Below are 23,340 nucleotides of genomic sequence, written 5' to 3'. Positions count from 1 at the left end.
GAGGTCCATGAGCGCCGTTCGGCCCACCCGTGCCGGCCGCGAGGTGGCTACGACTGACCCACGACGCCTGCTTACCCGTCGTCATGGCGCCCGGAACGGGCGTGCTCGTGGGACGGCGCGGCCGCGTGTGCGGTCAGCGCGGGCGGCGCGGGGTGCCCCGCCTACACGACGGCCACGCTGGCCGGCTTCCGGAGGCGCCGGAGCCCTCCGCCGGGTTTTCCCCAGCCTTCCCCCGGCCTCGGCCGCCTTGTGAGGAGCCTCACCGCAGGCACGAACAAACCTGAGGGGGCCCTCAGGTAATCTGACGGAGCCAGAACATGAGGAGCCCCTCACGTTTCAGGACATCCAAAGGAGAAGACGATGAAGACAGTCATCAGGCGAGTTTCGATCGCTGTTGCTTCCGTGGCGATCGCGGGCGGAGCGGTCCTCGGTGCCGGAGGCACCGCGTCGGCGGTAACTTCGCAGTTCGCCGGGCAGGCCCCGTCCTCGTCCATCGACGACGAGCCCCGCGGCGGCCACGGGGACGACCGCCACAAGAGCTACGACCGCGGGTCCCGCGAAGAACGGGACGACGGCCGGGAAGGACGCCGCGACCGGTACTCGAACGACGACCACCGTGACCACCACCGGACCTGGCGCTACGACAGCGACCACCGTGGCCACGAGGACGGCCGGCATCACACGGCGCAGTACCGCTGGGACGGTCACCGCCTGTACCGCTTGCTGGACGGCAGGTGGATCGATGTGACGCCGTACCGTCACGGCGCGGTGGACCACTGGTACGTGGACCAGCTGCTCGCCTTCGACCGCTGACGCGGTCACGCGGCGGACCTCGCTCGCGCGATGCGGTATGGAGGCACAGCCGATTCGAGTTGCGCCTCCGTACCGCCGCTGGATGACAGTCGAGATGGGTGCGGGAATCGAACGGCCACAGTGCAGTTCTCCCGGCCTCCCCTCTCACGCCAGGACATCGGAGTGAAGAATGAAAGACTCAACCAGGATCGTAGAACTCGACCTGCCTGTAAGGCTTGTTGGGCCTTCTGCCAGTCTATATATGCGGCTGCATTACACGGCCGACGATCCCTATGCCCTCCGTGCCGCCTTCCACGCCGAGGGCCATGACACGACGGTGGAGTGGGTCTTCGGCCGTGAGGTGCTCGCCGAGGGCCTGACGCGCCACGCCGGCCACGGCGACGTCCGTGTGTGGCCGGTCATGGGCCGCGGGCGGGATGTGCTGCGCATCGGCCTCAGTTCGAATGCCGGCTCGGCCCTGCTCGAGGCGTCCCTGCAGGATATGAAGTCCTTTTTGCGTCAGACGCAGTCCCTGGTGCCGCTTGGAGCCGAGTCCGAACAGCTCGACATAGACACCGAGCTGGCGCACTTCCTGGCGGAGAGCTGAACCCCGGGCCTTCCGCGTCGTCACCGGCGGACGGTGGGCCCGACCGGGGCCGGTGGCACGAAAGCTCCCTGGACGGCCATCGTTGTGCCGCACCCCCGTGGACCACCGCCCGTGGAGGTCACGCACATTCGGCCGCGGCGCCGAGCCCGGTCCCGGCCCTTTCGCGTGCCCACTCAGGTGTCGTCTTCTCCGCACTCGAGCGCGGCGATGGTCTGATCGACCTGCTCGGGGCTCAGCGGGGGTTCGGGCAACTCGTGGGCGCACTCGGCGCGGAATGCGTCGAGCATCAAGTAGAGGTGGCGTCGCCAGGCGCTGGGCGCGACCGTGCGAGTCGCCTGGATGATGCCTTCCAGTGACCACGCGACGAAGGCGATGTCCTCCCGCGTGACGTCGGCGCGTACGACACCCTGCTGCTGAGCCTTGTGAAGAATGCTGGTGCCCAGGTCCTTGACGCGTTCACTCATCTGTCCGCTCACGGTGTGCGCCGGTAGCCGGGCGGCAGCCAAGGCGTTGAAAGCCCGGTCACAGGCCTGCAATTCGCAGAAGCGCTCCAAGAAGGTGCAGAAGCCCTGCCAGGCGTCGTCCATGGCAGCCGACTCTTCCGCGGCGTCCAGCAGGTAGGTGAACTTCTCTGCGAAGAGCTCCTCGACCAGAGCGAGCCGGTTCGGAAAATGCCGGTAGAGCGTGCCGATCGCAACGCCGGCCTGGCGAGCGATCCCCTCCAGAGATGCCTCGAGCCCTTGCTCCGCGAAAGCCACGCGTCCGGCCGCCAGGATCGCTTCGCGGTTGCGCAGCGCGTCACGGCGTCGCGGTCTGGCCGGAGCCTCTTGCGCACGAGGCACGGTTCGCTCGGTCATCGACCCACCTTAACATGAGGCACCCCTCCACATCAGATGCCGGGGATCACCCGGCCTTCCGTCTCACCACCGGGCAGGCTGCTGAGCGGTGCCCGAGCCCGAAGGGTGATGCAAGGAACGAGCGGGAGCCCCGGACGACCAGTGCGGGCGCGGACTGCGGCACCGATCACCCCGACTCACTCGGGCGTCGACGGCATGTGACCGCCATCACCCGGGCCACCAGGCCACACGACCCGGGCCACACGACCCGGGCCGCAGGGGCATGCGCCGAGGCCGAGCACGCGGGCGCGTCTTCGCTTCGGCTCCACGAGTCGAGCGGCTGTCGGCGCTCGTGAACATCATGGTGCCGGGGCACCCCGCTGGCGTCCGGCACGCGGATACTGTCGGGGCGCCAGCCATGAGGCGGTGAGCGGCGTGGACTGGACGGTGGGGGCGGGCCGCGGCGCCGGACTGCTGGTCGCGGTGGTGACCGCACCGGTCGGCGTGTCCGGGCGGTGTTCCTACTTCCGGTCCACCTGAGCGTCTTCGGTGTGCCGAGCCGGCGATCACGCCGACGAACCTGCTCTTCAATGAGGTGCCCGGGCCGGGCGCCCTTGGGCGGTACCGCCGCGACGGCGCTCAGCGCGGCGACCTGGCCCGGCGCCTGGTCGTCGGCGCCCTGCCGGGTGTGGTCGTCGGCGCCGCGATCCCCGTATACGCCCTCCCCGGGACGGGCGTCTTGCAGCTGCTGATCGCCGCCCTCCTCCTGCCGCTCGGGCTGTGGCTCTGCGCCCGCACCCCGGCCTCGGTCCGCCACCGATCGGTCGCGGCCGCCGAACCGTCCGCGATCGCGCTCACCACCCGCGCGGTGTCGGTGGTAGTGGCCGGTGGGATCTACGGCATCGGCGGCACGCTCGCTGCTCGGCCCGATCCTCGCCGCGCGCGGCCTGCCCATGGCCCGGGTGGCGTCGGCCGCGCTCGCCGCGACGTTCGCCACCTCCGTCGTCGGCACCGCGGCGTACGCGGTGCTGTCGCTGGTCGGCTCCGGCGACGTCGCACCTGACTGGTGGCTCGGGATCGCTTGTGGGCTGGGCTGGCTGGCCGGCGGACATCTCGGCGCCCGCCTCCACCCACGCGTGCGCAACGGGCCCTGCGTCTGCTGCTCGGCGTACCCGCCACAGCTCTCGGCGCCCTGTATGCCGTCCGGACCCTGATGTGAGGTCCGATTCTGGCACCGACACGCACCACAGTGGCAGGCGCCGATCGCCGGGCACCGAGTGCGCGACTGTCCTGGTCCCAGCACCACTGCGCGCAATCACTCGCGACCGCCCAGTGGTGGCATCCTCTCCTAGCAGGGCCGAAGCTCACGGACTACGCCGTGTTCGTCGTGGTGACGTGCTTCCAGGCACCGCGCACACCGCCTACGCGGCGTGGCGTCGTCAAGGAGCTCGAGGCCGCGGGCCTCATCGAGCGTATCGCCATCCCGACGACGCCCGTACGAATCCACTATCGACTGGCACCGGACGGCCAAGCACTGGTGGAGGCGCTGATGCCGCTTGCACGGTGGAGCATGAGACGTTCCGGCTCCCGGGGCACGGGAATGGCTTCCGGCCGCTTGACGGCTGCTTGCCTGCTCCAGCCCGGTTGGGGCCGGCGGGCCTCAGGCCGTGCTATTTGGCGCGGCGCAGGAGGTCAGTGGCAGGAAGGGGCGTATCGTCCGCAGGTGGGTCGACACGGTGCGGCTCCGGACCACGGCGTCACCATGGAAGCGAGGGTCGGCGCAAATCCACGGACGCGAACGAGCGGTCTGCGCCCGGGAAGACGGTCAAGGGCGAAGTTGCAGGGTGCGGAGTGATGGTAGCGGCCTGGCCGGGTCGGTGCTGTCGGGGCACCCTCAGCGCATCCTTCAGGCGCTCGCTCCCCGGCCGAGCGCGGACCGGCCTGCACAGCACTGAGGGCCAGTGGGAGCCCGGCTCCTCACCTGACCGGAGGCCTCATCGCCGACCGGATGCGCAGAGACGCGTACTCCACGACAGGTCGGAGCCCAGGTGAGCCGAGGCATGGTCTGCTCAACGAGACTTCGGCAGCGGATGCTGAGGCTGCATCAGCGATCAGGCGGAAGCTGACGGACGTCATGCCGCCCTTCTCGGATCACCTCGTGCCAAAGACCTTGCACAAGGCGTGATCGCTCGCCTGGTCTTCGAGGTCGTTCGGTTTGCCACGCCCAGCGACGTCGAGTGGAGGCATGGGCAGCGGATTGGCCTTTTCCGCACGGAACCCGTCCAGCATCAGGGCGAGATGGCGACGCCAGGCTTCCGGTGCCGTGCCCCGAGTGGCCGCGACGACGCCACCGTGGGCCCAGATGACGAACGCCATGTCATCCGGCGACACGTCGGCTCGGAGGGCGCCTTGCGACTGTGCGCGCCGGACGATGACCTGTCCCAGTTCCCGGATCTCCGACAAGCGGGACTCGATGCATTCCGCCAAGGGGGCATCCGTGGAGGCGATGTCGCACAGGGCACGATCATCAGCCTGGAGCCGACAGATCACTTCGAGATACTCGGCGAAGCCCGTCCAAGGGTCATCCGCTGCGACTGCTTGCCGTGCAGCGTCGTGCCACGTTTCGATCTTCTTCGCGAGGACGCTCTCGATCAGCTCGAGGCGAGTGGGGAAGTGGCCGTAGACCGTGCCGATTGCCACACCGGCCGCCTTGGCGACGCGTTCGAGCGGTGTGTTCACCCCTTCTCGGGCGAATGCGTCCGCAGCGGCCGCGACGATAGCCTCACGATTGCGCTGGGCGTCACGCCGTAGAGGGCGTGTTTTCTTGATCGGCTTCGCTGCCTGCATGTGACGACTGTAACAGAACTCGAGGATGGCCTCGAGATAGTTGGGGAGAGCAAGCACGTCTCGCGGATGCACGGCACCGCGGCCAACCATTCCGACCGAGGCTCCGAATCCCCCTGCCGCGACGACAGTCGCTCCTGGCTCCGTTGACGCCGATGCCCCCGGGAGCGGCCCGGCCACCGCCCGCGACGCCTGGCCGAGCGTGCGGATGCGATCCCGCTGTCTCGGCCGCCTGGGAAGAGAAGATCAGCGAGGGTTCTCGCGTGCGGTTGGCTTCCCGGCAGGTGCTGCTCGGCCCACCTGCCCGGTTCCTCGAGCGCGGGCTCCAGCGCGGCCCCGGCCCGTCGGCCGATACGAAACACGTCGCCAAGACGTTCCTCACCGTCTGGCCAACTCGACGGTGCGTCCGGCTGCCCTTGGGGCGTCGAGAAGGGCAACCAACACCGCGGCCAGATCCTCACCTGGCACACTGCCTGCCCTGTGGATGAAGCCAGTAACACTCGCCTCTGCCGTGCCCACCAGCGATGACGCTCGCACGGCGACGCGCTGGGTCGGCCATACCACTCGCAGTACGCCGCCACTCAGTGCGGGCGCGGCGCTGGTTTGCGAGGAGCTGCCAACGCGCAGGTGGGGCGGTGAGATTGGGTAGACCGTGACCCGCGGTGCGGAACCGGACGGCGGCCACACCTGACATGGGGGCCGGAGGAAACAATGCTGTCGGTTCAGCGACATGCACCTGTTGGCCTCGTGCCACCCTCACCCCCCGCGCCGGGCTACGACAGTCGCCGTTCACGCTTCCGCGGCTTGTCCGGGCCCAGCGCGGACATCTCGCGGAGGCGCAGTCTCTTCAGAAACCGCGGCCCTGTATCGGCGTCAGGCAACTGCAGCGTCTGCGACAGATGGCGGCGGACGTGTCCTTCCTCCTGCTGGCGCGTGAGGCTCGCAGCCACCACGGTGGTGCTGGATCACGTGACGCTCACTTGCAGCCAACGATGTAAGGCAAGTGTCGTTCAAGGGAGGCGAGACAGTCCGAGACATACCGTTGGACAGCATGTCCGAACTCGGCTAGCTTGGTGGAGGCAGGATGTAGAAGGTCTCCCCCATCCTGCCGCCGTACCTTGACGAACCCATACCGTGTGCACGGCCGCACCCTTGGGCCTTGCCCTGGCGGCGGAGAATCACCGTGCACTGCTTCCGAGTCTGCGGAAGTCTCCGTCATCCGTTCCGGACGGTTGCAGCCTGGTAGCGGCCTCGGCCGACTCGATGCGCCCGGGAGGTGGCAACAAGACGATCGAGGGTGCTGCGGACCGCGTTGATGCTGCCGGCCGTCTCATCGCGGCCGAGAGCCTCGGCAACGTCCCTGGCCCGGAGTACGGCGTCGGGGTTGCGGGCAAGCACGGCAATCACTTGTTCCGTGAAGCGGCGGCCTCGTAGCTCAGGCGCAGCGAGACCCGATGTGCCTTGACCGCTCGCCTCCTCGCCCACAGCAGGCGCGTCGTCGATGATGACGGCCGGCTCACGCCCGGCTGCCGCACCGGCCGTACGCCCTGTCGACCTCGCGGATGTGGCCGACGTGGGTTCGGGTGATGCGGATACCCTCGTGGTCACCCGCGTCGCCGCGTCAGCGGAGGCCGCGGGGCGGATTGCAGGCGAAGTAACAGCATGCAGTGCGGCCAGCGCTCCGCGGATAGATTCAATGTGCCCAGAGACAACTGCCAGCTGTGCCTGAACGGATTGTTGCTGCGCGCACAGGTCTTCCTGCTGTTCTTCCAGCCGAGTCAGCTCCGATTGCAGCAACGCCGTCGCCGCTTCGATGCTGTTTGCCGCCGGGGTTGGCGCTGACATGTGCGCTCCTGCTCCTGAGAGAACCGAATGAGACATGTGGGGAGTGCTGCGAACACAAGCCAGACGGGTGCAGGGCAAGCCCACAGGTCTCTCCCCCTCCTTGAGCATACGGCGCTCCGAGCTGCACCGTGGCAAGTGTGTTCTTGTGACAGCGGACGCACCCGCCGTGGATCGGCCGCGACCACATCAACCTGGTAGACGAGGCTTGAGGCAGATAGCCGACACACCAGACACGCTGCACGCATCCATCCCTCGTCTCTCCCCGACATCGACGGCGCACCGTTACCCACAACAGCGCGGGCCCGCCGCGAGGGCGGACAACGCCGTTCCCCACGTGCGATGAACCTCCGGATCAGGCGAGGTGTCGTCCAGTTGAGGCGGTGCTGGTCCGGGGCCTGCATCTGCCCCGCGGGTAACGAACGCGAGCGACACGAGACGACCTCTCCCGCGGTCCGTCTCCGCGCGAGGTCGGGGACCGCACCACCGGGCTCCCGGAAGGCGCGTCATGCACAGCGGCTCCCATGACAACAGCGCCTCAATCCGCTGCCTCGTCATTGCACGTAGCACACTCGGCGATTCCCCGCCGTTGGGATGTGAGCACAGTCCGCGAGCCATGCCAGGGCCGGCCGTCGCGAGGACAGGCTCGGCCTCCACGGCCGACGTTCCCGCCGAAGATGAGCCCGCTCAGGACGGTTCAGCCGGAACGGGCGGAGTTGCGGAGCAGGGCGCGACGGGTGCCCGATACGCATCCGGAGTACTCGAAGTGCTCCGCTCAGTGCGGGCCTGCCGGACGCCGCAGGCGCGTCCGGCAGGCCCCCTAGCTCATCATCAGATGAGAACCGCATGTCCAAGCGGGCCGTGCCCCGGTCGGCCACCGAGCCGGACCGGCAGGTCGTACGTGCCGCCCATCTCGGCTCGAGCGCGGCTCAGCGCGCAGATCCCGGCCGCGGGGGCACGGCGACCCCGTCCTCCGTGACGTACTTGGTTCCGTCGTCGTACTTGGTGATGGTGAAGGCGTCGAGCACCTCGTCGACCTCCTTGTCGGTGGTGGACTGGTCGTCCCACTTCGCGGCCACGACGGCCTCGTAGCGCAACTGGTTCTTCGTGACCTTGATGCCCTGGAAGGTCGAGGCGTGACTGGCGCGCACCACCTCGGTGGCGCCGTTGCGCTTCCACGGCCTCGAACTGCGTCGTCGCCGGTGCTGGTGTCGGGATGTACGTCCTGTACTCATGCACGCGCCATCGCAGCCCTCAGGTGCGGCCGCATCACTCGATCACGCGTCGGTGACACCGCTTCAGTGTGATTCGTTCTGCCGGCTCGGCGCGGCCACGCAAGCCCACGAGTCGTAGACGTGGTGGACGAGGCATGTGCCAGCAAGGCAGACTGTCGGTGGCGATCAAGGCGCCCTTTCGCCTCCACCAGCCGCCCGTAGCCCAAGCTCTTGAGACTGGCGAAGACTTCACATGGAACCGCACGTTCTGCCCCGCACCACCATGCGCGCATCGCGCGTAGAGGGCAGCGACAGCCCACCGTTCAACGACCGGCGCATCACGCGATCGCCGACCGTCGCCATCATGGCCAGCGACCCCATCACACAACAGGGAGTGGTCGCCTATCTCCGCTCTCGCCCTCAGGTCGAGGTCCTTGACTGCGATCACAGCGCGCAGGCGGACATGGTGGTCATCCTCGACACCGACGTCACGTCCGCCACGCTCGCCGGGATCCGGAGGGAAGCGCAAAAGTCGGCCAATCGCGAGATGCGCATCGTCCTGGTCGCCAACAGCATCACCGAGCGTCAACTGACGGACATGGTCGGCCATCGGCTGGTGGGCTTTCTGCCCCGTCGGCAGACGGGAATGCCACAGATACTGGCCGCGGTACTCGACGGTTGGGCGGGCCATGCACTGCTTCCGGCGGCACTCGTGCGCAGCCTGATCGAGGATCTGCGGGTCCTGCAGGCGGACGAGGCCTCGCCAGTCGGTTTCACCGAGCGTGAGATCAGTATCGTCAGGCTTCTGGCCGAGGGATGGACGACCGAGGAGATCGCCGACAAGCTCGGCTACTCCGAGCGCACCATCAAGAACACACTACATTCCCTGAACGTCCGGCTCGGCCTGCGCAACCGTGCCCATGCAGTGGGCTACGGCGCTCGGCTCGGCATCCTCTGACGGAACGCCGAAGGCCTCCCCGCTCACTCCAGTGAGCTCGGTCCTCGCGGATGCCACCCGAGCTCTCCCGCGCACGATGAGGGCAGTGTCACAGTCGCAGGACTCCGCCACTCCGGTGCCCTTTTGAGGACGATCGTGCCGACCACGGTCCGTCCACGAACGGACCGATGAGCAGAGACTGGCCACGAACGACGAGCCCCTGCGATTGCTGATAGCCGGTCGACGACCCTCTGATCCGTTCTTCCCGTACTCCACGGCAGGCGCTACCTCTCGGAGTACCGGCTGCCTGAGTGTTCTGGCCATTCGGGAAGTGTTGTCTTCCCGATCGTCCCTACTCTTGGCCGGCGTCGGTGTGATTCGGCCTCCTGCCACTACGGTGGTTCATGAGCGGGCCCGCCTGGCCCCCCGTACAGTCGGGCCCGCGCTTCTTTCCGCCGTGACCGCCTGCGACACGGCATTCTCGAGCCGGCCCGGCTGCCGGCCTCGGAGCGGAAGCAGATCCTGGGCCCAGGCCCTTCATCCGCCCGGACGACTAATCTATGAAGTGCCACCCGTCAGCCACGACTGCCCGTCACGGAGCCGGTGGAATGGGCACGTTGCGATCGAAAGACCTCGTCGGCATGCGGCCTTGAGGCGGCGCAGGCGGGTCAGGACCGGGCTCGGGAAACGCGTCGAGCACTCGATGACGTGGTGGCGGCGGTCGAACGTGTGGTGCAGGCCGAGACAACCGCCTCGGGAAGCTCGCGTGCCGCCGACATCGCCGTGACGTCCCGCTCATCGGCCGCTGTGGGGAGCCTGGAGACGACAGCCGACGTACGAACGGCTCACCTCGAAGCGTTCGGTGCGAAGCGGGTGGTGGCTTGGCCGGGCTCCCTGGCAACGGAGGACTTCGCTCTTTACGGAGATGCCGGCCATACCATTCATGGCTGCGGGGAAGTTCCGCTCTGCTACTGGATGTTCGGGGTCGTGGGTCCGCGTCAGTGGGCGGAGATGCCGGGGTCCACTGCAGCGGAGCGACTCGCTTCTGCTCCCGCCAACCACGCGCCGGGCTTCGCTCCGCACGTTCCCACTGCACTACCCGCTGCAACGACGGCAATGGCCGTTGCGGCACTGACGCAACTGGCGCCCGCTCGGTGATTCGTCCCTCGACCGCAGGCAAGCCCTCGTTCGTCACCGGGAGTCTCGGGTGGGCAGCGTCTACACCATCCGGAACGTCGTGCGTGAGCGGCGGCATGCGCATGTGGCGGCCCACCCACTCGGCGAGTGATCGAGTGACCGACCTGTTCAGCGGGTGCACCTCTCCGGTACCGCGGTCTGTCATTCTCCAACCGCGCGCCGGTTCCTGTTGAGCGGCACTCTCCGGACCGCGGGACACTCACGGTGGACTGTCCGGGTCGTCCGACGCCGCGACGCCGCTTGCGCAGTCTCATGCCGGTCATGGCCGCGACGATCAGGGCAGCGAGCGCGAGCACCCCGATGAAGCCTGTCGAGTGCAGGCAATCGAGGGCAGTCGCTGGACAGGGGAACAGCGCGAGGGCGCTGCGTATGTACACGTCCTGGTCCCGGCGGCTCAGCCAGAGCAGACTCACCGCCGTCAAGGGCCAGCGTGCGGCGGTGTGGATCTCGGCCAGTACGCGTGTCGCATCCTGTCTCAGAGCCACCCAATCCGCGCTCCGGGTGACCGTGTACGTGAGGTGGGAGGCGGCCGTGTAGGGCCGGCGCGGCACATCGCCGCCCGTCATGGCCAGCAGCGTTCCGTAGGCCAGCACGGTGCCCCCGGCGACGGTGCCTGCCGGTGATCGCTGGTCCGGTGTCGGCCGGCGAGGGCACCGTCCCGGGATGTGACTCACCGGCTCAAAGGGATCGGCCAATTGTCAGTCGCCGTGCCCTCAGGCCAGAACTGCAGGAAGAAGCAGGCCCCCAGAAGATTGCTTGCCGCTGCCTCCCACGGGAGTTCTTCGGGCTTTTCACGTCGGCTGATGCGCAGCCGCCAACGCCCAGGCGATGGGAGATGGGGTCCCTCCTCCCAGCCCGCGTCGCTTTGATCCACCAAGAAGCGCGCCGTGGGCAGATCCAGCGCCAGGCACACCTGATCGGGCCAGTAAGCTGCGTCGGTCTCAGCGGACGCGTCCCACACCTCCACCCGCAACCTAGCTCGAACGACCAAGCTGTCAGCCGTCTCCAGGAACACCGAGCCGGGATCGGCGTGAACCCAATCGCTTCCCGGCAAACGGTTCGGCAGTCCTCGCCCACACACGCTTCATCAACCAGGCCGAACATGCCATTCACGACATACACGTCCTGCTGCATGGCGATCGACGCCCGTGCCACCCAGATCTCCTCCTGCCGACAAGAAGGCGTTCCAATCACCGTGCCGGCGCGTCACCGAGCCGCCGCGCGGCTCCCGAGCAGCCCCGACCCGCGGGAAATGCCGGGGCGGCAGCTCCCGCGGGAGGGGGCCCGGGCTCCGGGCCCGGTGCGCGTCGACGTCGTCCGTCCGCCCCTTCAGGACATGATGATGACGGACGTTCACCGCACCGCACGATACGGCGTCGGTGTGAGGCCGGCGCGCTTGGTCGACGAGCCATCGAGCATGAGCCGCGACCCCCAGCTGGGAACGTGAGTATGCGCTGGTGGAGCTGTGGCCTGCCCGTGTGCTCCATGTCCAGGTCATCGGGATCCAGCGAGGCCGGCAGGTGTGTGGCGGAGGAACCATGAACGACGCACCGTCTGCGGCGAGCAGCAGCGGTGTGAGGCGGTCGTGAGGAGCACCGGCGTGAGGTAGTTGGTCTGCAGGGTGAGCTCGTTGCCGTCCCTCCTGGCCCGGCGGCTCGGGGCCCTGGCCGTCCCGCGTTGTTGACCAGCACGTCGACTCTGTCAGGAGACGTGGTCGACCCGGCGCGCGAGTTCTTCGACCACGCTGGTCAGTGACGTCCGCCGCGGCGTCCGGCCCGTCGGCGCGGGGAAACCGCGGCATGCCACATGCCCCGGCGCTTTCCGCTGATCGGTGTCCTGGATGCCTACCATGACGGCCAGACAGTGGTGCTCACGGGCGCCACCAGCGGCATCGGCGGAGTCACCGGATCCGAAGTCCTGATCCACGTCGCCGGGGCGAGGCAAGAGCTCGGTGCAGGATCAGCCCTGCACCGAGCGAGCTGCCCTCGGCGCGTCAACAGAGTCAGCCTCGAGCCGGTTGGGCGTAAAGGCTCTTGCCACCACAGACATACAGCACCTGTCCGGTGACGGAGCGACTGGCGGGAGAGGCGAAGTAGCGGGCGGCCCAGGCGACGTCCGTCGGCGCGCCGATCGTCCCCATGGGCTGCGCCATCAGGAGCCGGCCCATGACCTCCTGCGGCTCCCGGCGCAGCAGCGGGGTGTCGATGAGCCCCGGTGCCAGGCAGTTCACGGTGATTCCGTATTTCGCCAGCTCGATCGCGAGGGACCTGGTGGCCGACACCACGCCGCCCTTGGAGGTGGCGTAGGCGAGCTGCCCGAACCAGCCGAGCCAGGCCCGGGAGGCGATGTTGATGATGCGGCCGGTGCGCCGCGGGATCATCGACGCGGCCGCCGCCTGGCTGCACAGGAACACACCGTTCTGGTTGATGGCCTGTGTCTTGTTCCACTCCTCGTCCGTGATGCGGCGGACGCCGCGGTCGATGCTGATGCCCGCGTTGTTGACGACGATGTCCACCGGGCCGAGTCGGTGGTCGACCGCGGCGAAGAGCTCGGCAACCCCTTCACGGGAACTCACGTCCACGGGCAGACCCACGGCTTCGGCACCGGTGTCGGTGATCTGCCGGGCGGCGGCCTGCGCTCGCTGCTCGTCGATGTCGGCTATCGCCACCTTCGCGCCCGCGGCGGCGAAGTCGCGGGCGATGGCGAGGCCGATGCCGCTGGCTCCGCCGGTGACCACGGCGACCTGTCCGTCGAGATCCATCTTGTCTCCTTCGGTATTGATAGCGGTCGGTTCCCTAGACGGAGAGGCTCGACAGAAGACTCGCGCCGCCGCAGCAGTGCAGGACCTGGCCCGTGATGTAGCCACTGCGCGGGTCGAGAAAGAAGGCGGCGGTGTCCGCGATGTCCTGGACGGTGACCGGATGCGGGGTCAGCGCCTGAGGCTCGTACAGGTGCGTGTTCTCGGGGCGGCCGGCCTCGCGCAGAGGGCTGCCCTCGGGGGGCAGCGCGGAGACGACGTTCACCGTCGTGCCCGTGCGGCCCAGGTGCAGGGCGAGGCTGCGGGCCGCGGAGACGAGCGCCCCGCTCTGGGCGGCCAGCTCTGGGCGGCTCGGCCAGCCCAGGCCGTCCCGGCTGGCGACGACGACGATCCGGGACCCGCCCTCCTCGGGAGTGCGCAGGAACGGAGCCAGCCGCGAGACGACGGTGAGCAAGCGCTCGGCCGCATTGCGCGTGGGGGTGCCCTCCAGAAGGCCGGGCTCGTAGACGAACGCGTCGACGGGTTCGGTGGGATCCGCGAAGACGGCGTGCGAGGACACCTCGTAGCCGTTCGACTTGAGACGTGCCGTGATGGCGTCTGCGGTGGCGGTGGCGGCCGGGTCCAGGACGAGGGCACGGCGTACAGGGGTTCGGTCGGACATCGGACTGTGCCTTTCAGTCGGCGGTGAGGATGTGCACGGAGCAGGCACCGTTGTCGACGCCGAAGATGCCGCCGCCCGTCACGTGCGTGAGGGCAACGGAGGCGTCCGGAACCTGCAACGCACCTGCTTGGCCCGTGAGCTGCCAGTACGCTTCGCAGATCTGCGTGGCCCCGGTGGCGCCCACGGGGTGACCGCGCGACATCAGGCCACCGCTGGGGCTCACCGCCACCCGCCCGTGCCGATCGAACTCGCCGTTGCGCACGGCCTGGTATGCCTTGCCGCGCTCGACGAGACCCAGGGCCTCGGAGTGGAGGAGCTCGGCGATGCTGAAGGCATCGTGCAGCTCGACCAGATCGAGGTCGGCCGGGCCCAGTCCCGCCATCGCGTAGGCCGCCTTCGCGGTGCGCTCCGTGATGTCCGGCCACGTCATGTCGCGGTACTGGGTATGGAACGTGCCCGAGCGCACCACGCTGGCGCGCATCCGCACGCTCGGCGTGCCCAGCTGCTCGGCGACCTCCCGGGTGCACAGCAGCACGGCCGCGGCACCGTCGCTGTTGGGGCAGCAGTGCAGCAGGCGCAGCGGATCGGCGACGGGCCGGGACTCGGCGACGTCCTGCGCGGTGACCTCACGCTGGAAGTGCGCCCGCTCGTTGAGGGAACCGTTGGCCCGGTTCTTGACGGAGACCGCGGTCAGGTCGTCCACCGTTGCGCCGAAGTCGTGCAGGTAGCGCTGGGCGCGCATGGCGTAGGCGGCGGGCATGACCATGCCCTGCTCGATCTCGATGTCGTTGGTCGTCAGGGGGAGGGTCCCGCCACCGAACGACGAGAGGTTCTCGGCGCCCAGAGCGATCACGGCATCGGCGGCACCGGAGGCCACGGCCTGCCAGGCCAGGTGCACGGCGGAAGCGCCGCTCGCGCAGGCGTTCTCCACGGTGAAGACGGGCGGCCCCGACACACCGACGCGCTGGAGCACCCGCTGGGCAAGCAGGGAACCGCCGTACGAGGAACCGGCGAAACCGGTGTCCACGCCGTCCGGGGTGATCTCCGTCGAGTCGAGCAGCGCACGTACGGCGCGGTAGCCGAGTTCGGCCGCGTTGAGGTCCGGGTGCTTGCCGAAAGGGTGGACGGCAGCGCCGGCGACATAGACGGGCTTCATCACTGTTCTCCGGTGGGTGCGTGCTGATCGTCGAGCGGGGTCACGACGTAGGACATGACGGGGCCGTCACCGGTGTCCGCGATCGGGGCGACCGTGAGCTCCACCGGGGAGCCGGGTACCAGCGCACGGTCGGAGCCGGGGCTGTGGGCGAGGAGGCGTACACCGCTGATGTCGACATACGTCAGCACGTACGGGGCCTGGAAGCCTCGCGGGGCGATGCGGACGACGCTGGAGGCGTAGACACGGCCGCGCGAGTCGCTGGCGATGTCCTCGACGTCGGTGGAAGCACAGGTCGAGCAGGTGTCGCGGGGCGGGAACCAGCGGCCGGAACAGGCACGGCAGACGCTGATGGTGAGGGTGGTGCCCTCACCGTCTCGGTGGGTCCAGTCGGCGCCGACCTGGCGGGCCACCGGCGGTGTCTTGGGGGATGGCATGGTTGGTGTCCTTCCGTGGGCTGGTCATCGGCCGTGGTACTCGGGGGAGCGCCCCTCCGTGAAGGCGGTCCGCCCTTCCACCCGGTCGTCGGTGTCCCGCAGGACACCCCACAGCAGCTGTTCGAGGGCTACGGACTGGGTCAGGGGCATGTCCTGCGTCCGGTCGGCGAGGGCCTTGAGGCTCTTGATCGCCAAAGGGCCGTTGGCGATGATCCGGTCGGCCAGCTTCATCGCCGTGGACACGAGCTCCTCGGCCGGAACGATGTCGCTGACCAAACCGACGCGGTGGGCCTCCGCGGCGTTGATGCGGTCGCCCGTGAGGATCATCTTCATGGCGACGGCCCGCGGGACCGCCCTCAGCAGCTTGGAGACGCCGCCCACCGCCGGGACGCTGGCCCAGCGGGCCTCCGGCAGGCCGAAGGTGGCGTTCTCACTGGCGATCCGCAGGTCGCAGTCGAGCGCGATCTCGCATCCACCCCCCAGGGCGTGACCGTTGACGGCGGCGATGAGCGGCTTGCCGATGCTGAGTTCGCTGAGTGTGATGGCCCGTACGTACAGTCCCTCTTGGAGGCTCTGCTCGTACGGCGCGAAGTACGCCTGGGCGAACGAGGACTGCGGCGGAAGCGTCTTCTTCAGGTCCGCGCCGGTGCAGAAGGCGCGGTCGCCGGTACCGGTGATGATGCCGACGGCGAGCGTCGGGTCGTCCCGGAAGTCGCGCAGGACCTGGTTGAGGTCGCGCATCGCCTCGACGTCCAGCGCGTTGAGCGCCTTCGGACGGTTCAGGCGGACGATCAGTGTCTTTCCGGCGCGTTCTGTCTCGATGGCCATGTCAGCCCACGACTCCTTCTGCTGCGAGGTGCTCGTATTGGTCCGGCGTCAGTCCGAGGAGGTCAAGGCAGACGTCGCGGGTGTCGGCGCCCAGCAGGGGGGCCGGGCCACGCAGGCGGCCGGGGGTGGCGGACAGCCGGTAGGGGATGTTGTCGTAAACGCTGGGACCCATCTCCGGGTGGTCGAGGGTCTTCCAGTGGTCCCGGGCGTTGAGCTGGGGGTCGGCGCGGACCTGCGCCGCGTTGCTCACGACGGCCGCCGGAACGCCTGCGGCGGTGAGGGCGTCGGCCAGGTCGTCGGCCTCGCGCGTGGCGGTGGCGGCGGCGACGAGGGCGTCGAGCTCTCGTCGGGCCGTCCAGCGGCCGCCCGCGGTGGCGTAGGCGTCCTGCGCCGCCCATTCCGGCTTGCCCAGGACGTTGATCAGGGCCTGCCAATGCTCGTCGGTAGACACGGCGAGAGCACACCAGCGGTCCTCACCCGCACACGGGTAGACGCCGTGGGGCGCGGCAGCGGTGTCCTCGTTGGCCGCGCGGTCGATGCGCAGGCCCACTGCCGCGGCCAGCAGCGCGGGACCTATGACGTTGCTCGTGGACTCCAGCTGTGCCAGTTCGATGTACTGGCCCCGGCCGGTCCGGCGGCGGCGGCGCAGAGCGGCGAGGACGGCGACCGCCGCGTGCAGGGGGTTGGGAACGTGGTCAGGGTAGTTGGTTCCCGTTCCCACCGGCGGTCGGTCGGGGTAGCCGGTGAGGCCCAGCAGGCCGCCGGCCGCCGCGATGGTCAGGCCGTATCCGCGGAAGCCGCGGTGCGGTCCGACATTGCCCTGCATGGGCATCTCGAGATAGATGATGTCCGGCCGGACGGCTACGACGTCCTGGTAGCCCAGCCCCAGCCGGTCCATGGTGCCCGGTGTGAAGTTGCTGGCCACGATGTCGCTCCTGGCGATCAGGTCGAGCGCCAGTTGCTTGCCTCGCGGGGTCTTCAGGTCCAGGCAGATCGAACGCTTGCTGGAGTTGCGGTTGGCGAAATATCCGCTGCGGTTCGGGCCGGGCCGGCCGTCGCGGAACGGGGCCATGCTGCGGATGGGGTCCATGCGCCGCCGCGACTCGATCTTGATGACGTCGGCACCGTGGTCCGCCAGCGGCTTGGTCAGGAAGGGCCCCGCGCCGACCCACGTGAAGTCGGCCACGCGCACCCCGTCGAGCGGGAGCGGGGAGGTCATCGTGCTACTCCTCGGGTTTCTGCGGTCGGACCTGCCGCGGGCAACGCGTCCAGCACCGCCCGGGTGTCGGCGCCCGGCTGTGCCGGGGGGCTGCCGGGTGCGACGTCCACGCCGTCGAAGCGGTAGGGGGAGCCGGGGAAGGCAAGAGTTCGGCCGTTGACGGTGACGGGCCGGAAGAAGCCCCGTTCGACGAGTTGCGGGCTGTTCAGGAGGTCTTCGGGCGTGGAGACGGGGGCGATGCTGATGCCCCTGCTCTGCCCGTCCTCGTACAGGTCCCGCTTCGTACGGTGTGCGGCGAAGCGCTCGAACAGGTCGCGGAAGGTCCGTACCGCTTCTTCGCTGCGGCGCCAACCGCGCTCGCGCCACCGGGGCTCGTTGAGCTGTGCGGCCTCCTCGACACCCGCGCTCTCCAGCCAGTCGGTGATCGAGTCCCAGGCGAGCGGGAGGCCACCGAGGCCTCCGACCAGGTAGATCCACCCGTCGGAGCAGGCGAAGAGGCCGGTGCCCGCCTCCACGGGCCCCGATCCGGCGCGGTGACGGACCGTCTGCTCGAGGTCGACGTACTGGACGGCGTTCTCCAGGGAGTGGGCGACCGCTTCCTGCGCCGAGACGTCGACGATCTGGCCCTGTCCCGTCTCCTCCAGGACCAGCACGGCGATGAGGGCGGCCGTGGCGGCGTGCACTCCTGAGATGACCGAGGTCTGGTTGCCGAAGGCGCGCACGGGTGGCAGGTCGGCTTCTCCGGCGAGGGCGAGCAGGCCGCCGGCCGCCAGCAGGGTCAGGTCGGAAGCCGGGCGGTCGGCCCAGGGTCCGGTGAGACCGAAGGGACTGACGGACACGTGGACGAGGCCGGGGTGCCTGCGCGTGACGTCCTCTGGGTGAAGACCACGTCGGCGCAGGACGCCGGGTCCTTCGCTGGTGAGCAGGATCTGCGCTGTTCCCAGAAGCCTTTCGAGCTGATCCGTGGACCGGCCGATCTCGGGCCCGTCGAGGACGACGCTGCGCTTGCCCGCTTCCGTGAAGGCGAAGGGGAGGCTGATCCCGTCCTCGGTGAGCGGAGGGATGCTGCGCTCGGGTGCGCCACCCGGTGGTTCGACCTTGATGACGTCGGCTCCGAGGTCGGCCAGCAGCCGACCCGCGTAGGTGCCGAGGCTGGTGCTGAGGTCGATGACTCGGATGCCCTCGAGCGGCGTGGGGGATGCGGTGGCCGTCACGGTCACCACCCGGCCAGCACGGTGAGAGCGGCCCAGCAGATCAGGGGTGCAGCCAGGACGAGGCCGAAGCCCCACTTCATGAGTTGTCGGTAGACCATGCTCTGTTGTTCCTTGGGAGCGTTGGCGACCACCATGGCGCCGTTGGTGGAGAAGGGACTGCTGTCCACGACCGATGCCGAGATGGACAGGGCTGTCACCAGGCCGATCGCGCTGACCTGGCCGGTGGCGAGAAGAGGTACGGCCAGCGGGATGAGGGCGCCCAGGATGCCGGTGGTCGAGGCGAAGGCGGACACGATCGCGCCGATGTAGCAGATGAGGAGCGCGGCCAGGAGCGGCGCGTCGACCTCGGAGATGGCGTTGCCGAGGTAGTCGACGGTCCCGATCTCCTGCATGAGCGCGACGTAGGTGACGATGCCGCAGACGAGCAGGACGACGCTCCAGTTGATCTGGCCCACCGCGTCCTTGGCGGTGTCGGGTGCCAGGACTGTGAGGAGGACCGCGGCGCTGAGGGACATGAGCCCGACGTCGAGGTCGAACCCCAGGGCTCCGATGACGAGCGCGACCATGCTGCCGAGGGTGACGATGCGGTCCCGATCGAGCGAGAGGGTGCCGGAGTCGGTCTGGGCGGGCGCGGTTGCGACGGCGGTGGAGGGCCCGGAGGCCGTCCGGTGGGGCTTGTAGGCGTCGGTGTCTTCACCGCCGGCGGATCCGTCGATGGCTTCGCGCCCGGTGGACAGGAGGTGCCGTCCACCGAATCCGAAGAAGATGCCGGCGCCCAGCAGCACGTTGAAGATCAAGTTCGCGAGGAACAGGACCATGGGGCTCCCGGCGATGCCACTGGTGTCGACGACACCGTTGGTGACGACGCCCAGCACACCGATGGGAGAGAAGTTCCCGGCGGCGGAGCCGTGGACCACCATCAGTCCCATGAGCAGGGGGTTGATGCCGTACCGGGCGGCGAAGGTCATGCCGATGGGAGCGATGATCGCGACGGCCGCCGGGCTGACCGCGCCGAGGGAGACGAGCACGCAGCTGATGGTGAACATCACCCAGGGAATCGCGGCCACCTTGCCGCCCACGATGCGTACGGCTGCATGGACCAGCCACTCGACGGTGCCGTTGTTCCTGGCGATGGCGAAGAGGTAGGTGACGCCGACCAGGATCATGAACAGTTCGGCCGGGAAGCCGGCGAGCACTTCGGAGGCGTCCATGCCCAGGGCTCCGGCACCGACCGCGAAGGACGCAACCAGGGCCAGAGCGCCGAGGTTGACCGCGCGCAGTGTGCCTATCAGGAAGATCGCTAGCAAGGCGAGGATCGACATGAGCTGCTCAGACAAACGGGTCTCCTTGAAGCGATTCTTGCTGTTGCCGGCCAGTCGTCGGCTGTGAGCCAGACGGGACGCCAGGACCAGGAGCTTCGGGATCTCGAAGTTAACTCCGTATTCACGTAGCGGTGATGCTAGGTAGGCGTCTGGACGTCGTCAAGAGGTGCGCCTCAACGGCCGGCACACGGACCGGGTTCACCTGCCGGTTCGACACCTGCCCGGGCTGGGATGCGGACTTGCGGAGTGATCACCGTTGGGTCGGCGCGCCACGATCTCGAATACTGTTTCCTGCTGGGCGTGCGCGTGTGTGCGTGCCCGACCTCAACCCACCGAGAGGAGTCGTCCATGAATCCGGCCCGCATCGATCGGGCGCTGGCCGTCCTGGGTTACCTGGCCGAGCACCAGGAAGGCAGCACGCTCAAGCGCCTGAGCGATGCCCTGGAACTGCCCATGAGCAGTGCGCACGATCTGCTGCAGACGCTCGTCGGGCTGGATGTGGTCAAACTGCTGGGACAGCGCACGTACGCGCTGGGGCCTCGAGCCGTGGTTCTGGCCCTGTCCATCGTCGACAGCGTCGACCTACGGCATGTGAGTCAGCCGTACCTGGCAGACCTGTGCGAAGAGATCAACGAGAACACCTACCTGGCCGTGCGCAGCGGTGCCGGGGTTGTGTACGCCGACCGCCACGAGGCGGGGCAGACCCTCTCCGTCGTGATGAAGCTGGGCGGACAGCGCCCCTTGCACGGTTCGAGCGTCGGAAAGCTCATGGCTGCGTACAACCCGGAACTGGAGCAGCGAGTCCTTCAGGCTGCCCAGTTGGAGCAGTTCACACCGCGCACTCTCGTGGACCGAGAGCGTCTGCGAGTGGAGTTCTCCGAGATCCGGGCTCGGTCCTACAGCGTCAGCGACGGAGAGAGCGTCGAGGGGATCCTGGGACTGGCCACTCCCATCGTCGACGCCGCCGGCACCGTCAGTGCCGCGGTCCACGTGTCCGCCCCCCGGGGCCGCCTCTCCGCGGATCGACTGCCGTTCGTGGTGGCGGCCATGTCCCGCGCTGCGGCGCTCATCTCGCGCCAACTCGGCGCGGCGCAGGACACGGTGCCCGTGTGCGGGATCGACGAGATCCGCGATTTCGAGCGGCACCGCAGGGGGGCCGAGTAGGCGACCGGCCAGCCCGGCGGGCGAGCGGAACGGGGAGGCGGCACACGCCATCGAGGTGGCACGGGAACGTGGTGTCTCCCGCGCCACCTCGACGCGGTGTGCGCTCACAGAAGCAGCTGGTCGATGGTGAACGGGAGGGAGCGGAGGCGGCGACCGGTCGCGTGATGCACCGCGTCGCCGATGGCCGCGGCCATCCCGACCAGACCGATCTCTCCGACACCCTTGGTGCCGATTTCGGTGGCACGGTCGGGTGCGCCGCAGAAGATGTCCTCCGTGTCGGGGTTGTCAGCGTTGACGGGCAAAGGACACCCCTGCCATGCCATACCTGACCAGGCACCGGACATCAAGCATCGAGCCGATCTCCTGTGCACGGCGAGACCGTCCGAACCTCTCCGCACCATGGGTGTAACACTCGCGCGTAGCTTTGCTCGACCGGGCGCGACGCCGACACCGATTCCAGTGTGTTCTTCGACGGCGCGGCCATGACAGGCGTCGGCTTCGGCCAGTGCTGCGCGAGTTCCATGAGCATCGTGCTGCATGACGCCGCACTGCTCCCCAGCTCGAGGCCCGAGAAGCAGCGGCGGCAATGGCGAGGAAGCCTATGCACATCCTTCCCTGGCTGGCCACCGACGTCTGACCGACGATTGACCTACGCATCCCATGAGTGTGACGGAGAGTTCTATGACTGTTTGGTTCATCACCGGCGCGTCCCGCGGGTTCGGCCGTGAGATCGCACGCCAGGCGCTGGAGCGGGGCGACAAGGTTGTGGCCACTGCTCGGCGACCGGAGGAGGTGGAGCGAGCGTTGGCCGGTCACGGAGACCGTCTGCTGGCGGTTCCCCTGGACGTCACGGACGAAGCGCAGGCCGCCTCGGCGGTGCGGGCCGCCACGGACGCCTTCGGTGAGATCGACGTTCTGGTCAACAACGCGGGGCGCGGAGTGTTGGGCGCCGTGGAGGAGACCTCTGACGACGCTGCTCGCGGTGTGTTCGACACCAACGTCTTCGGCCTCCTCAATGTGACCCGGGCCGTGCTCCCCGTGATGCGGCGGCAGAGGCGTGGCCACATCGTCAATCTCAGCTCCATCGGGGGCTTCAGGGCTGTCGCCGGCTTCGGGGTCTACTGCTCGACCAAGTTCGCCGTCGAGGGTCTGTCCGAGGCTCTGCACCAGGAAGTGTCGCCGCTCGGACTCAAGGTGACCGTCGTCGAGCCGGGGTACTTCCGGACAGATTTCCTGGACGGCACCAGCCTTCACGTCGAAGAGCGGGTCATCTCGGACTACGAGGCCACAGCCGGCGCCGTTCGCGGAGCCGTGCCGGGTCTCAACCGTGCCCAGCCGGGAGACCCGGTGAAGGGCGCGGCAGCGATCCTCGCGATCGTCGACGCCGATGCGCCGCCGCTGCGCGTGCAGCTCGGCAGCGACTGTGCGGACGCGATGGACCAGAAGGTTGCTGAGCTGGCCGAGGAGGCTCACGCCTGGCGGCATCTGGCGCTCTCGACGGACCACGACGATGTGGCGGTGCGGAGCTGATCCGCTCGCGGCTGAATTGAGATCGATGAGGAAGCTCTCATGACACAGCTGGGCGACTACCTGCGTGCGTGCCGGGCGCGGATCAACGCCGAGGACGTGGGCCTGCCCTCAGTCGGCCGTCGGCGGGTGCCGGGCCTGCGCCGGGAGGAACTGGCCTCTCTCGCCGCGATCAGCGTGGATTACATCGTGCGTCTCGAACAGGGACGCGTGAAGTCCGCTTCTCCCGCGATCCTCCTGTCGCGGCGTCACACAAGGCGTTCGTGATCCTCGATGGAACGCTGCTGCCGATCGACCGGATAGCCGCCGACCGGCCCTACTACTCGGGGAAGCATAGGAAGCACGGTATGACGTGCAGGTCATCGTCGATCCCCTGGGAAACCTGTTGTGGGCCTCGCCGGCCGTGCCGGGCTCGGTCCGCGACATCAAAGCCGCCCGCTTTCACGGCGTCATCGACGCCTTGACCGAGGCCGGCGTGGCTGGCGACTGGACTGCACAAGGCCTGCGCGCCGCCGGCGAGGCTCGCATCGTGGCGATAAGTTCCGGAGCCTACCGGAAGACACTTTTCGATTTCGAGGACCCGCATTTCGAGAAGCACCCTCGGTCCGTGGTCGGCCTATGGCCAGTCCAAGACAGCTGATTTCCCGTTCGCCGTCGGCGCCCGCCGATAAATCGACGACGGAATCATCGGGAACTCGATGAATGCCGGCTTCGTCATCACGACTCTTCAGCGCCACCTCGACGACGCCCCTCGCGGCGGGGGTGATGACGGCCGACGGGCGACTCGC

The 23,340-nt window shown here is 68.6% G+C and carries 19 protein-coding genes and 3 pseudogenes; 9 read left to right on the top strand and 13 right to left on the bottom strand.

Annotated elements, in window-relative coordinates; translation table 11 throughout:
- The first annotated feature begins 360 nt into the window (after positions 1–360).
- Both ACIHAR_RS02490 and ACIHAR_RS02485 read left to right on the top strand, forming a co-directional pair.
- Positions 361–813, top strand: coding sequence for a hypothetical protein (locus ACIHAR_RS02490; RefSeq protein ID WP_400016097.1), 453 nt, complete (start codon positions 361–363; stop codon positions 811–813).
- A 241-nt stretch (positions 814–1,054) separates the two neighbouring features.
- Positions 1,055–1,399 carry an SsgA family sporulation/cell division regulator gene (locus ACIHAR_RS02485; RefSeq protein ID WP_400016095.1) on the top strand — a complete coding sequence of 115 codons (345 nt, stop codon included), beginning with the start codon at positions 1,055–1,057 and terminating at the stop codon, positions 1,397–1,399.
- Between the two features lie 173 nt (positions 1,400–1,572).
- Here the strand turns inward: ACIHAR_RS02485 and ACIHAR_RS02480 are convergent, their stop codons facing one another.
- Positions 1,573–2,256 (bottom strand): TetR/AcrR family transcriptional regulator, encoded by a 684-nt coding sequence (locus ACIHAR_RS02480; protein WP_400016093.1) that lies wholly within the window; start codon positions 2,254–2,256, stop codon positions 1,573–1,575.
- A 414-nt stretch (positions 2,257–2,670) separates the two neighbouring features.
- On the opposite strand from ACIHAR_RS02480, the pseudogene ACIHAR_RS02475 reads away from it, so the two are divergent.
- Together ACIHAR_RS02475 and ACIHAR_RS02470 are read left to right on the top strand one after the other, a co-directional pair.
- Positions 2,671–3,454 (top strand): annotated as a pseudogene (locus ACIHAR_RS02475) (sulfite exporter TauE/SafE family protein).
- Positions 3,455–3,484: 30 nt separating this feature from the next.
- Positions 3,485–4,090, top strand: a complete 606-nt coding sequence (locus tag ACIHAR_RS02470) for a winged helix-turn-helix transcriptional regulator (RefSeq protein WP_400016091.1) — start codon at positions 3,485–3,487, stop codon at positions 4,088–4,090.
- Positions 4,091–4,386: 296 nt separating this feature from the next.
- Here ACIHAR_RS02470 and ACIHAR_RS02465 read toward each other — a convergent pair whose 3' ends face one another.
- From ACIHAR_RS02465 to ACIHAR_RS02455, 3 genes are all read right to left on the bottom strand, one after another.
- Complete coding sequence (locus tag ACIHAR_RS02465) at positions 4,387–5,082, bottom strand: TetR/AcrR family transcriptional regulator (RefSeq protein WP_400016089.1); 696 nt, start codon at positions 5,080–5,082, stop codon at positions 4,387–4,389.
- A gap of 1,212 nt (positions 5,083–6,294) precedes the next feature.
- Positions 6,295–6,924 (bottom strand): hypothetical protein, encoded by a 630-nt coding sequence (locus ACIHAR_RS02460; protein ID WP_400016087.1) that lies wholly within the window; start codon positions 6,922–6,924, stop codon positions 6,295–6,297.
- Positions 6,925–7,850: 926 nt separating this feature from the next.
- Complete coding sequence (locus ACIHAR_RS02455) at positions 7,851–8,072, bottom strand: hypothetical protein (RefSeq protein ID WP_400016085.1); 222 nt, start codon at positions 8,070–8,072, stop codon at positions 7,851–7,853.
- 316 nt (positions 8,073–8,388) lie between these two features.
- Here ACIHAR_RS02455 and ACIHAR_RS02450 point away from each other — a divergent pair, with 316 nt between their 5' ends.
- Entirely contained in the window at positions 8,389–9,093 is a 705-nt protein-coding gene (locus ACIHAR_RS02450) for a LuxR C-terminal-related transcriptional regulator (protein WP_400016083.1), read from the top strand.
- Between the two features lie 3,178 nt (positions 9,094–12,271).
- Here the strand turns inward: ACIHAR_RS02450 and ACIHAR_RS02445 are convergent.
- Genes ACIHAR_RS02445 through ACIHAR_RS02410 form a run of 8 tightly spaced genes read right to left on the bottom strand, consistent with a single transcriptional unit; the run spans position 12,272 to position 19,876 of the window.
- Entirely contained in the window at positions 12,272–13,030 is a 759-nt protein-coding gene (locus ACIHAR_RS02445) for an SDR family NAD(P)-dependent oxidoreductase (protein WP_400016081.1), read from the bottom strand.
- Between the two features lie 34 nt (positions 13,031–13,064).
- Entirely contained in the window at positions 13,065–13,688 is a 624-nt protein-coding gene (locus ACIHAR_RS02440; protein ID WP_400016079.1) for an SDR family oxidoreductase, read from the bottom strand.
- 13 nt (positions 13,689–13,701) lie between these two features.
- On the bottom strand, positions 13,702–14,844 hold the full coding sequence (locus ACIHAR_RS02435) for a thiolase family protein (RefSeq protein WP_388761991.1): 1,143 nt from the start codon (positions 14,842–14,844) through the stop codon (positions 13,702–13,704).
- Positions 14,844–15,278: a Zn-ribbon domain-containing OB-fold protein gene (locus ACIHAR_RS02430; RefSeq protein WP_400016078.1), complete on the bottom strand. Its 435-nt coding sequence runs from the start codon at positions 15,276–15,278 to the stop codon at positions 14,844–14,846. Before ACIHAR_RS02430 ends, ACIHAR_RS02435 begins: the two co-directional genes overlap by 1 nt.
- 24 nt (positions 15,279–15,302) lie before the next feature.
- Complete coding sequence (locus ACIHAR_RS02425) at positions 15,303–16,106, bottom strand: enoyl-CoA hydratase/isomerase family protein (protein ID WP_400016077.1); 804 nt, start codon at positions 16,104–16,106, stop codon at positions 15,303–15,305.
- A 1-nt stretch (position 16,107) separates the two neighbouring features.
- The gene (locus ACIHAR_RS02420; protein ID WP_400016076.1) at positions 16,108–17,325 is read right to left on the bottom strand and encodes a CaiB/BaiF CoA transferase family protein; all 1,218 of its coding nucleotides are present in this window, start codon (positions 17,323–17,325) and stop codon (positions 16,108–16,110) included.
- Positions 17,322–18,539, bottom strand: coding sequence for a CaiB/BaiF CoA transferase family protein (locus ACIHAR_RS02415; RefSeq protein ID WP_400016075.1), 1,218 nt, complete (start codon positions 18,537–18,539; stop codon positions 17,322–17,324). Before ACIHAR_RS02415 ends, ACIHAR_RS02420 begins: the two co-directional genes overlap by 4 nt.
- Before the next feature lie 2 nt (positions 18,540–18,541).
- Positions 18,542–19,876, bottom strand: a complete 1,335-nt coding sequence (locus ACIHAR_RS02410; RefSeq protein ID WP_400016074.1) for an SLC13 family permease — start codon at positions 19,874–19,876, stop codon at positions 18,542–18,544.
- A 333-nt stretch (positions 19,877–20,209) separates the two neighbouring features.
- On the opposite strand from ACIHAR_RS02410, the gene ACIHAR_RS02405 reads away from it, so the two are divergent.
- Positions 20,210–21,025, top strand: coding sequence for an IclR family transcriptional regulator (locus ACIHAR_RS02405; RefSeq protein WP_400016072.1), 816 nt, complete (start codon positions 20,210–20,212; stop codon positions 21,023–21,025).
- Positions 21,026–21,129: 104 nt separating this feature from the next.
- Here ACIHAR_RS02405 and ACIHAR_RS02400 read toward each other — a convergent pair whose 3' ends face one another.
- A complete protein-coding gene (locus ACIHAR_RS02400; RefSeq protein WP_400016070.1) occupies positions 21,130–21,327 on the bottom strand; it encodes a hypothetical protein in 198 nt (65 codons plus the stop codon).
- Positions 21,328–21,706: 379 nt separating this feature from the next.
- Between ACIHAR_RS02400 and ACIHAR_RS02395 the strand changes: the two genes are divergently transcribed.
- The 3 genes and pseudogenes from ACIHAR_RS02395 to ACIHAR_RS02385 form a co-directional block, all read left to right on the top strand.
- On the top strand, positions 21,707–22,555 hold the full coding sequence (locus ACIHAR_RS02395) for an oxidoreductase (protein ID WP_400016338.1): 849 nt from the start codon (positions 21,707–21,709) through the stop codon (positions 22,553–22,555).
- A 39-nt stretch (positions 22,556–22,594) separates the two neighbouring features.
- Positions 22,595–22,789: pseudogene (locus tag ACIHAR_RS02390) on the top strand (helix-turn-helix domain-containing protein); the annotation flags it as partial.
- An 8-nt stretch (positions 22,790–22,797) separates the two neighbouring features.
- Positions 22,798–23,066, top strand: a pseudogene (locus ACIHAR_RS02385) (transposase family protein); the annotation flags it as partial.
- Positions 23,067–23,340: the final 274 nt, after the last annotated feature.

The sequence above is a fragment of the Streptomyces sp. NPDC052016 genome (assembly GCF_044548445.1).
In the GTDB taxonomy this organism is placed as follows: Bacteria; Actinomycetota; Actinomycetes; order Streptomycetales; family Streptomycetaceae; genus Streptomyces.
The sequence above is the reverse complement of the archived record's forward strand: the minus strand, read 5'-3'. Positions and strand labels throughout refer to the sequence as shown.

Bases quoted from the DNA above. Each gene is read 5' to 3' on its own strand.
- ACIHAR_RS02435 (WP_388761991.1), bottom strand. From the start codon at position 14,844: ATGAAGCCCGTCTATGTCGCCGGCGCTGCCGTCCACCCTTTCGGCAAG.
- ACIHAR_RS02405 (WP_400016072.1), top strand. From the start codon at position 20,210: ATGAATCCGGCCCGCATCGATCGGGCGCTGGCCGTCCTGGGTTACCTG.
- ACIHAR_RS02485 (WP_400016095.1), top strand. From the start codon at position 1,055: ATGCGGCTGCATTACACGGCCGACGATCCCTATGCCCTCCGTGCCGCC.
- ACIHAR_RS02430 (WP_400016078.1), bottom strand. From the start codon at position 15,278: ATGCCATCCCCCAAGACACCGCCGGTGGCCCGCCAGGTCGGCGCCGAC.
- ACIHAR_RS02490 (WP_400016097.1), top strand. From the start codon at position 361: ATGAAGACAGTCATCAGGCGAGTTTCGATCGCTGTTGCTTCCGTGGCG.
- ACIHAR_RS02395 (WP_400016338.1), top strand. From the start codon at position 21,707: ATGACTGTTTGGTTCATCACCGGCGCGTCCCGCGGGTTCGGCCGTGAG.
- ACIHAR_RS02420 (WP_400016076.1), bottom strand. From the start codon at position 17,325: ATGACCTCCCCGCTCCCGCTCGACGGGGTGCGCGTGGCCGACTTCACG.
- ACIHAR_RS02425 (WP_400016077.1), bottom strand. From the start codon at position 16,106: ATGGCCATCGAGACAGAACGCGCCGGAAAGACACTGATCGTCCGCCTG.
- ACIHAR_RS02440 (WP_400016079.1), bottom strand. From the start codon at position 13,688: ATGTCCGACCGAACCCCTGTACGCCGTGCCCTCGTCCTGGACCCGGCC.
- ACIHAR_RS02460 (WP_400016087.1), bottom strand. From the start codon at position 6,924: ATGTCAGCGCCAACCCCGGCGGCAAACAGCATCGAAGCGGCGACGGCG.
- ACIHAR_RS02450 (WP_400016083.1), top strand. From the start codon at position 8,389: ATGGAACCGCACGTTCTGCCCCGCACCACCATGCGCGCATCGCGCGTA.
- ACIHAR_RS02445 (WP_400016081.1), bottom strand. From the start codon at position 13,030: ATGGATCTCGACGGACAGGTCGCCGTGGTCACCGGCGGAGCCAGCGGC.
- ACIHAR_RS02480 (WP_400016093.1), bottom strand. From the start codon at position 2,256: ATGACCGAGCGAACCGTGCCTCGTGCGCAAGAGGCTCCGGCCAGACCG.
- ACIHAR_RS02465 (WP_400016089.1), bottom strand. From the start codon at position 5,082: ATGCAGGCAGCGAAGCCGATCAAGAAAACACGCCCTCTACGGCGTGAC.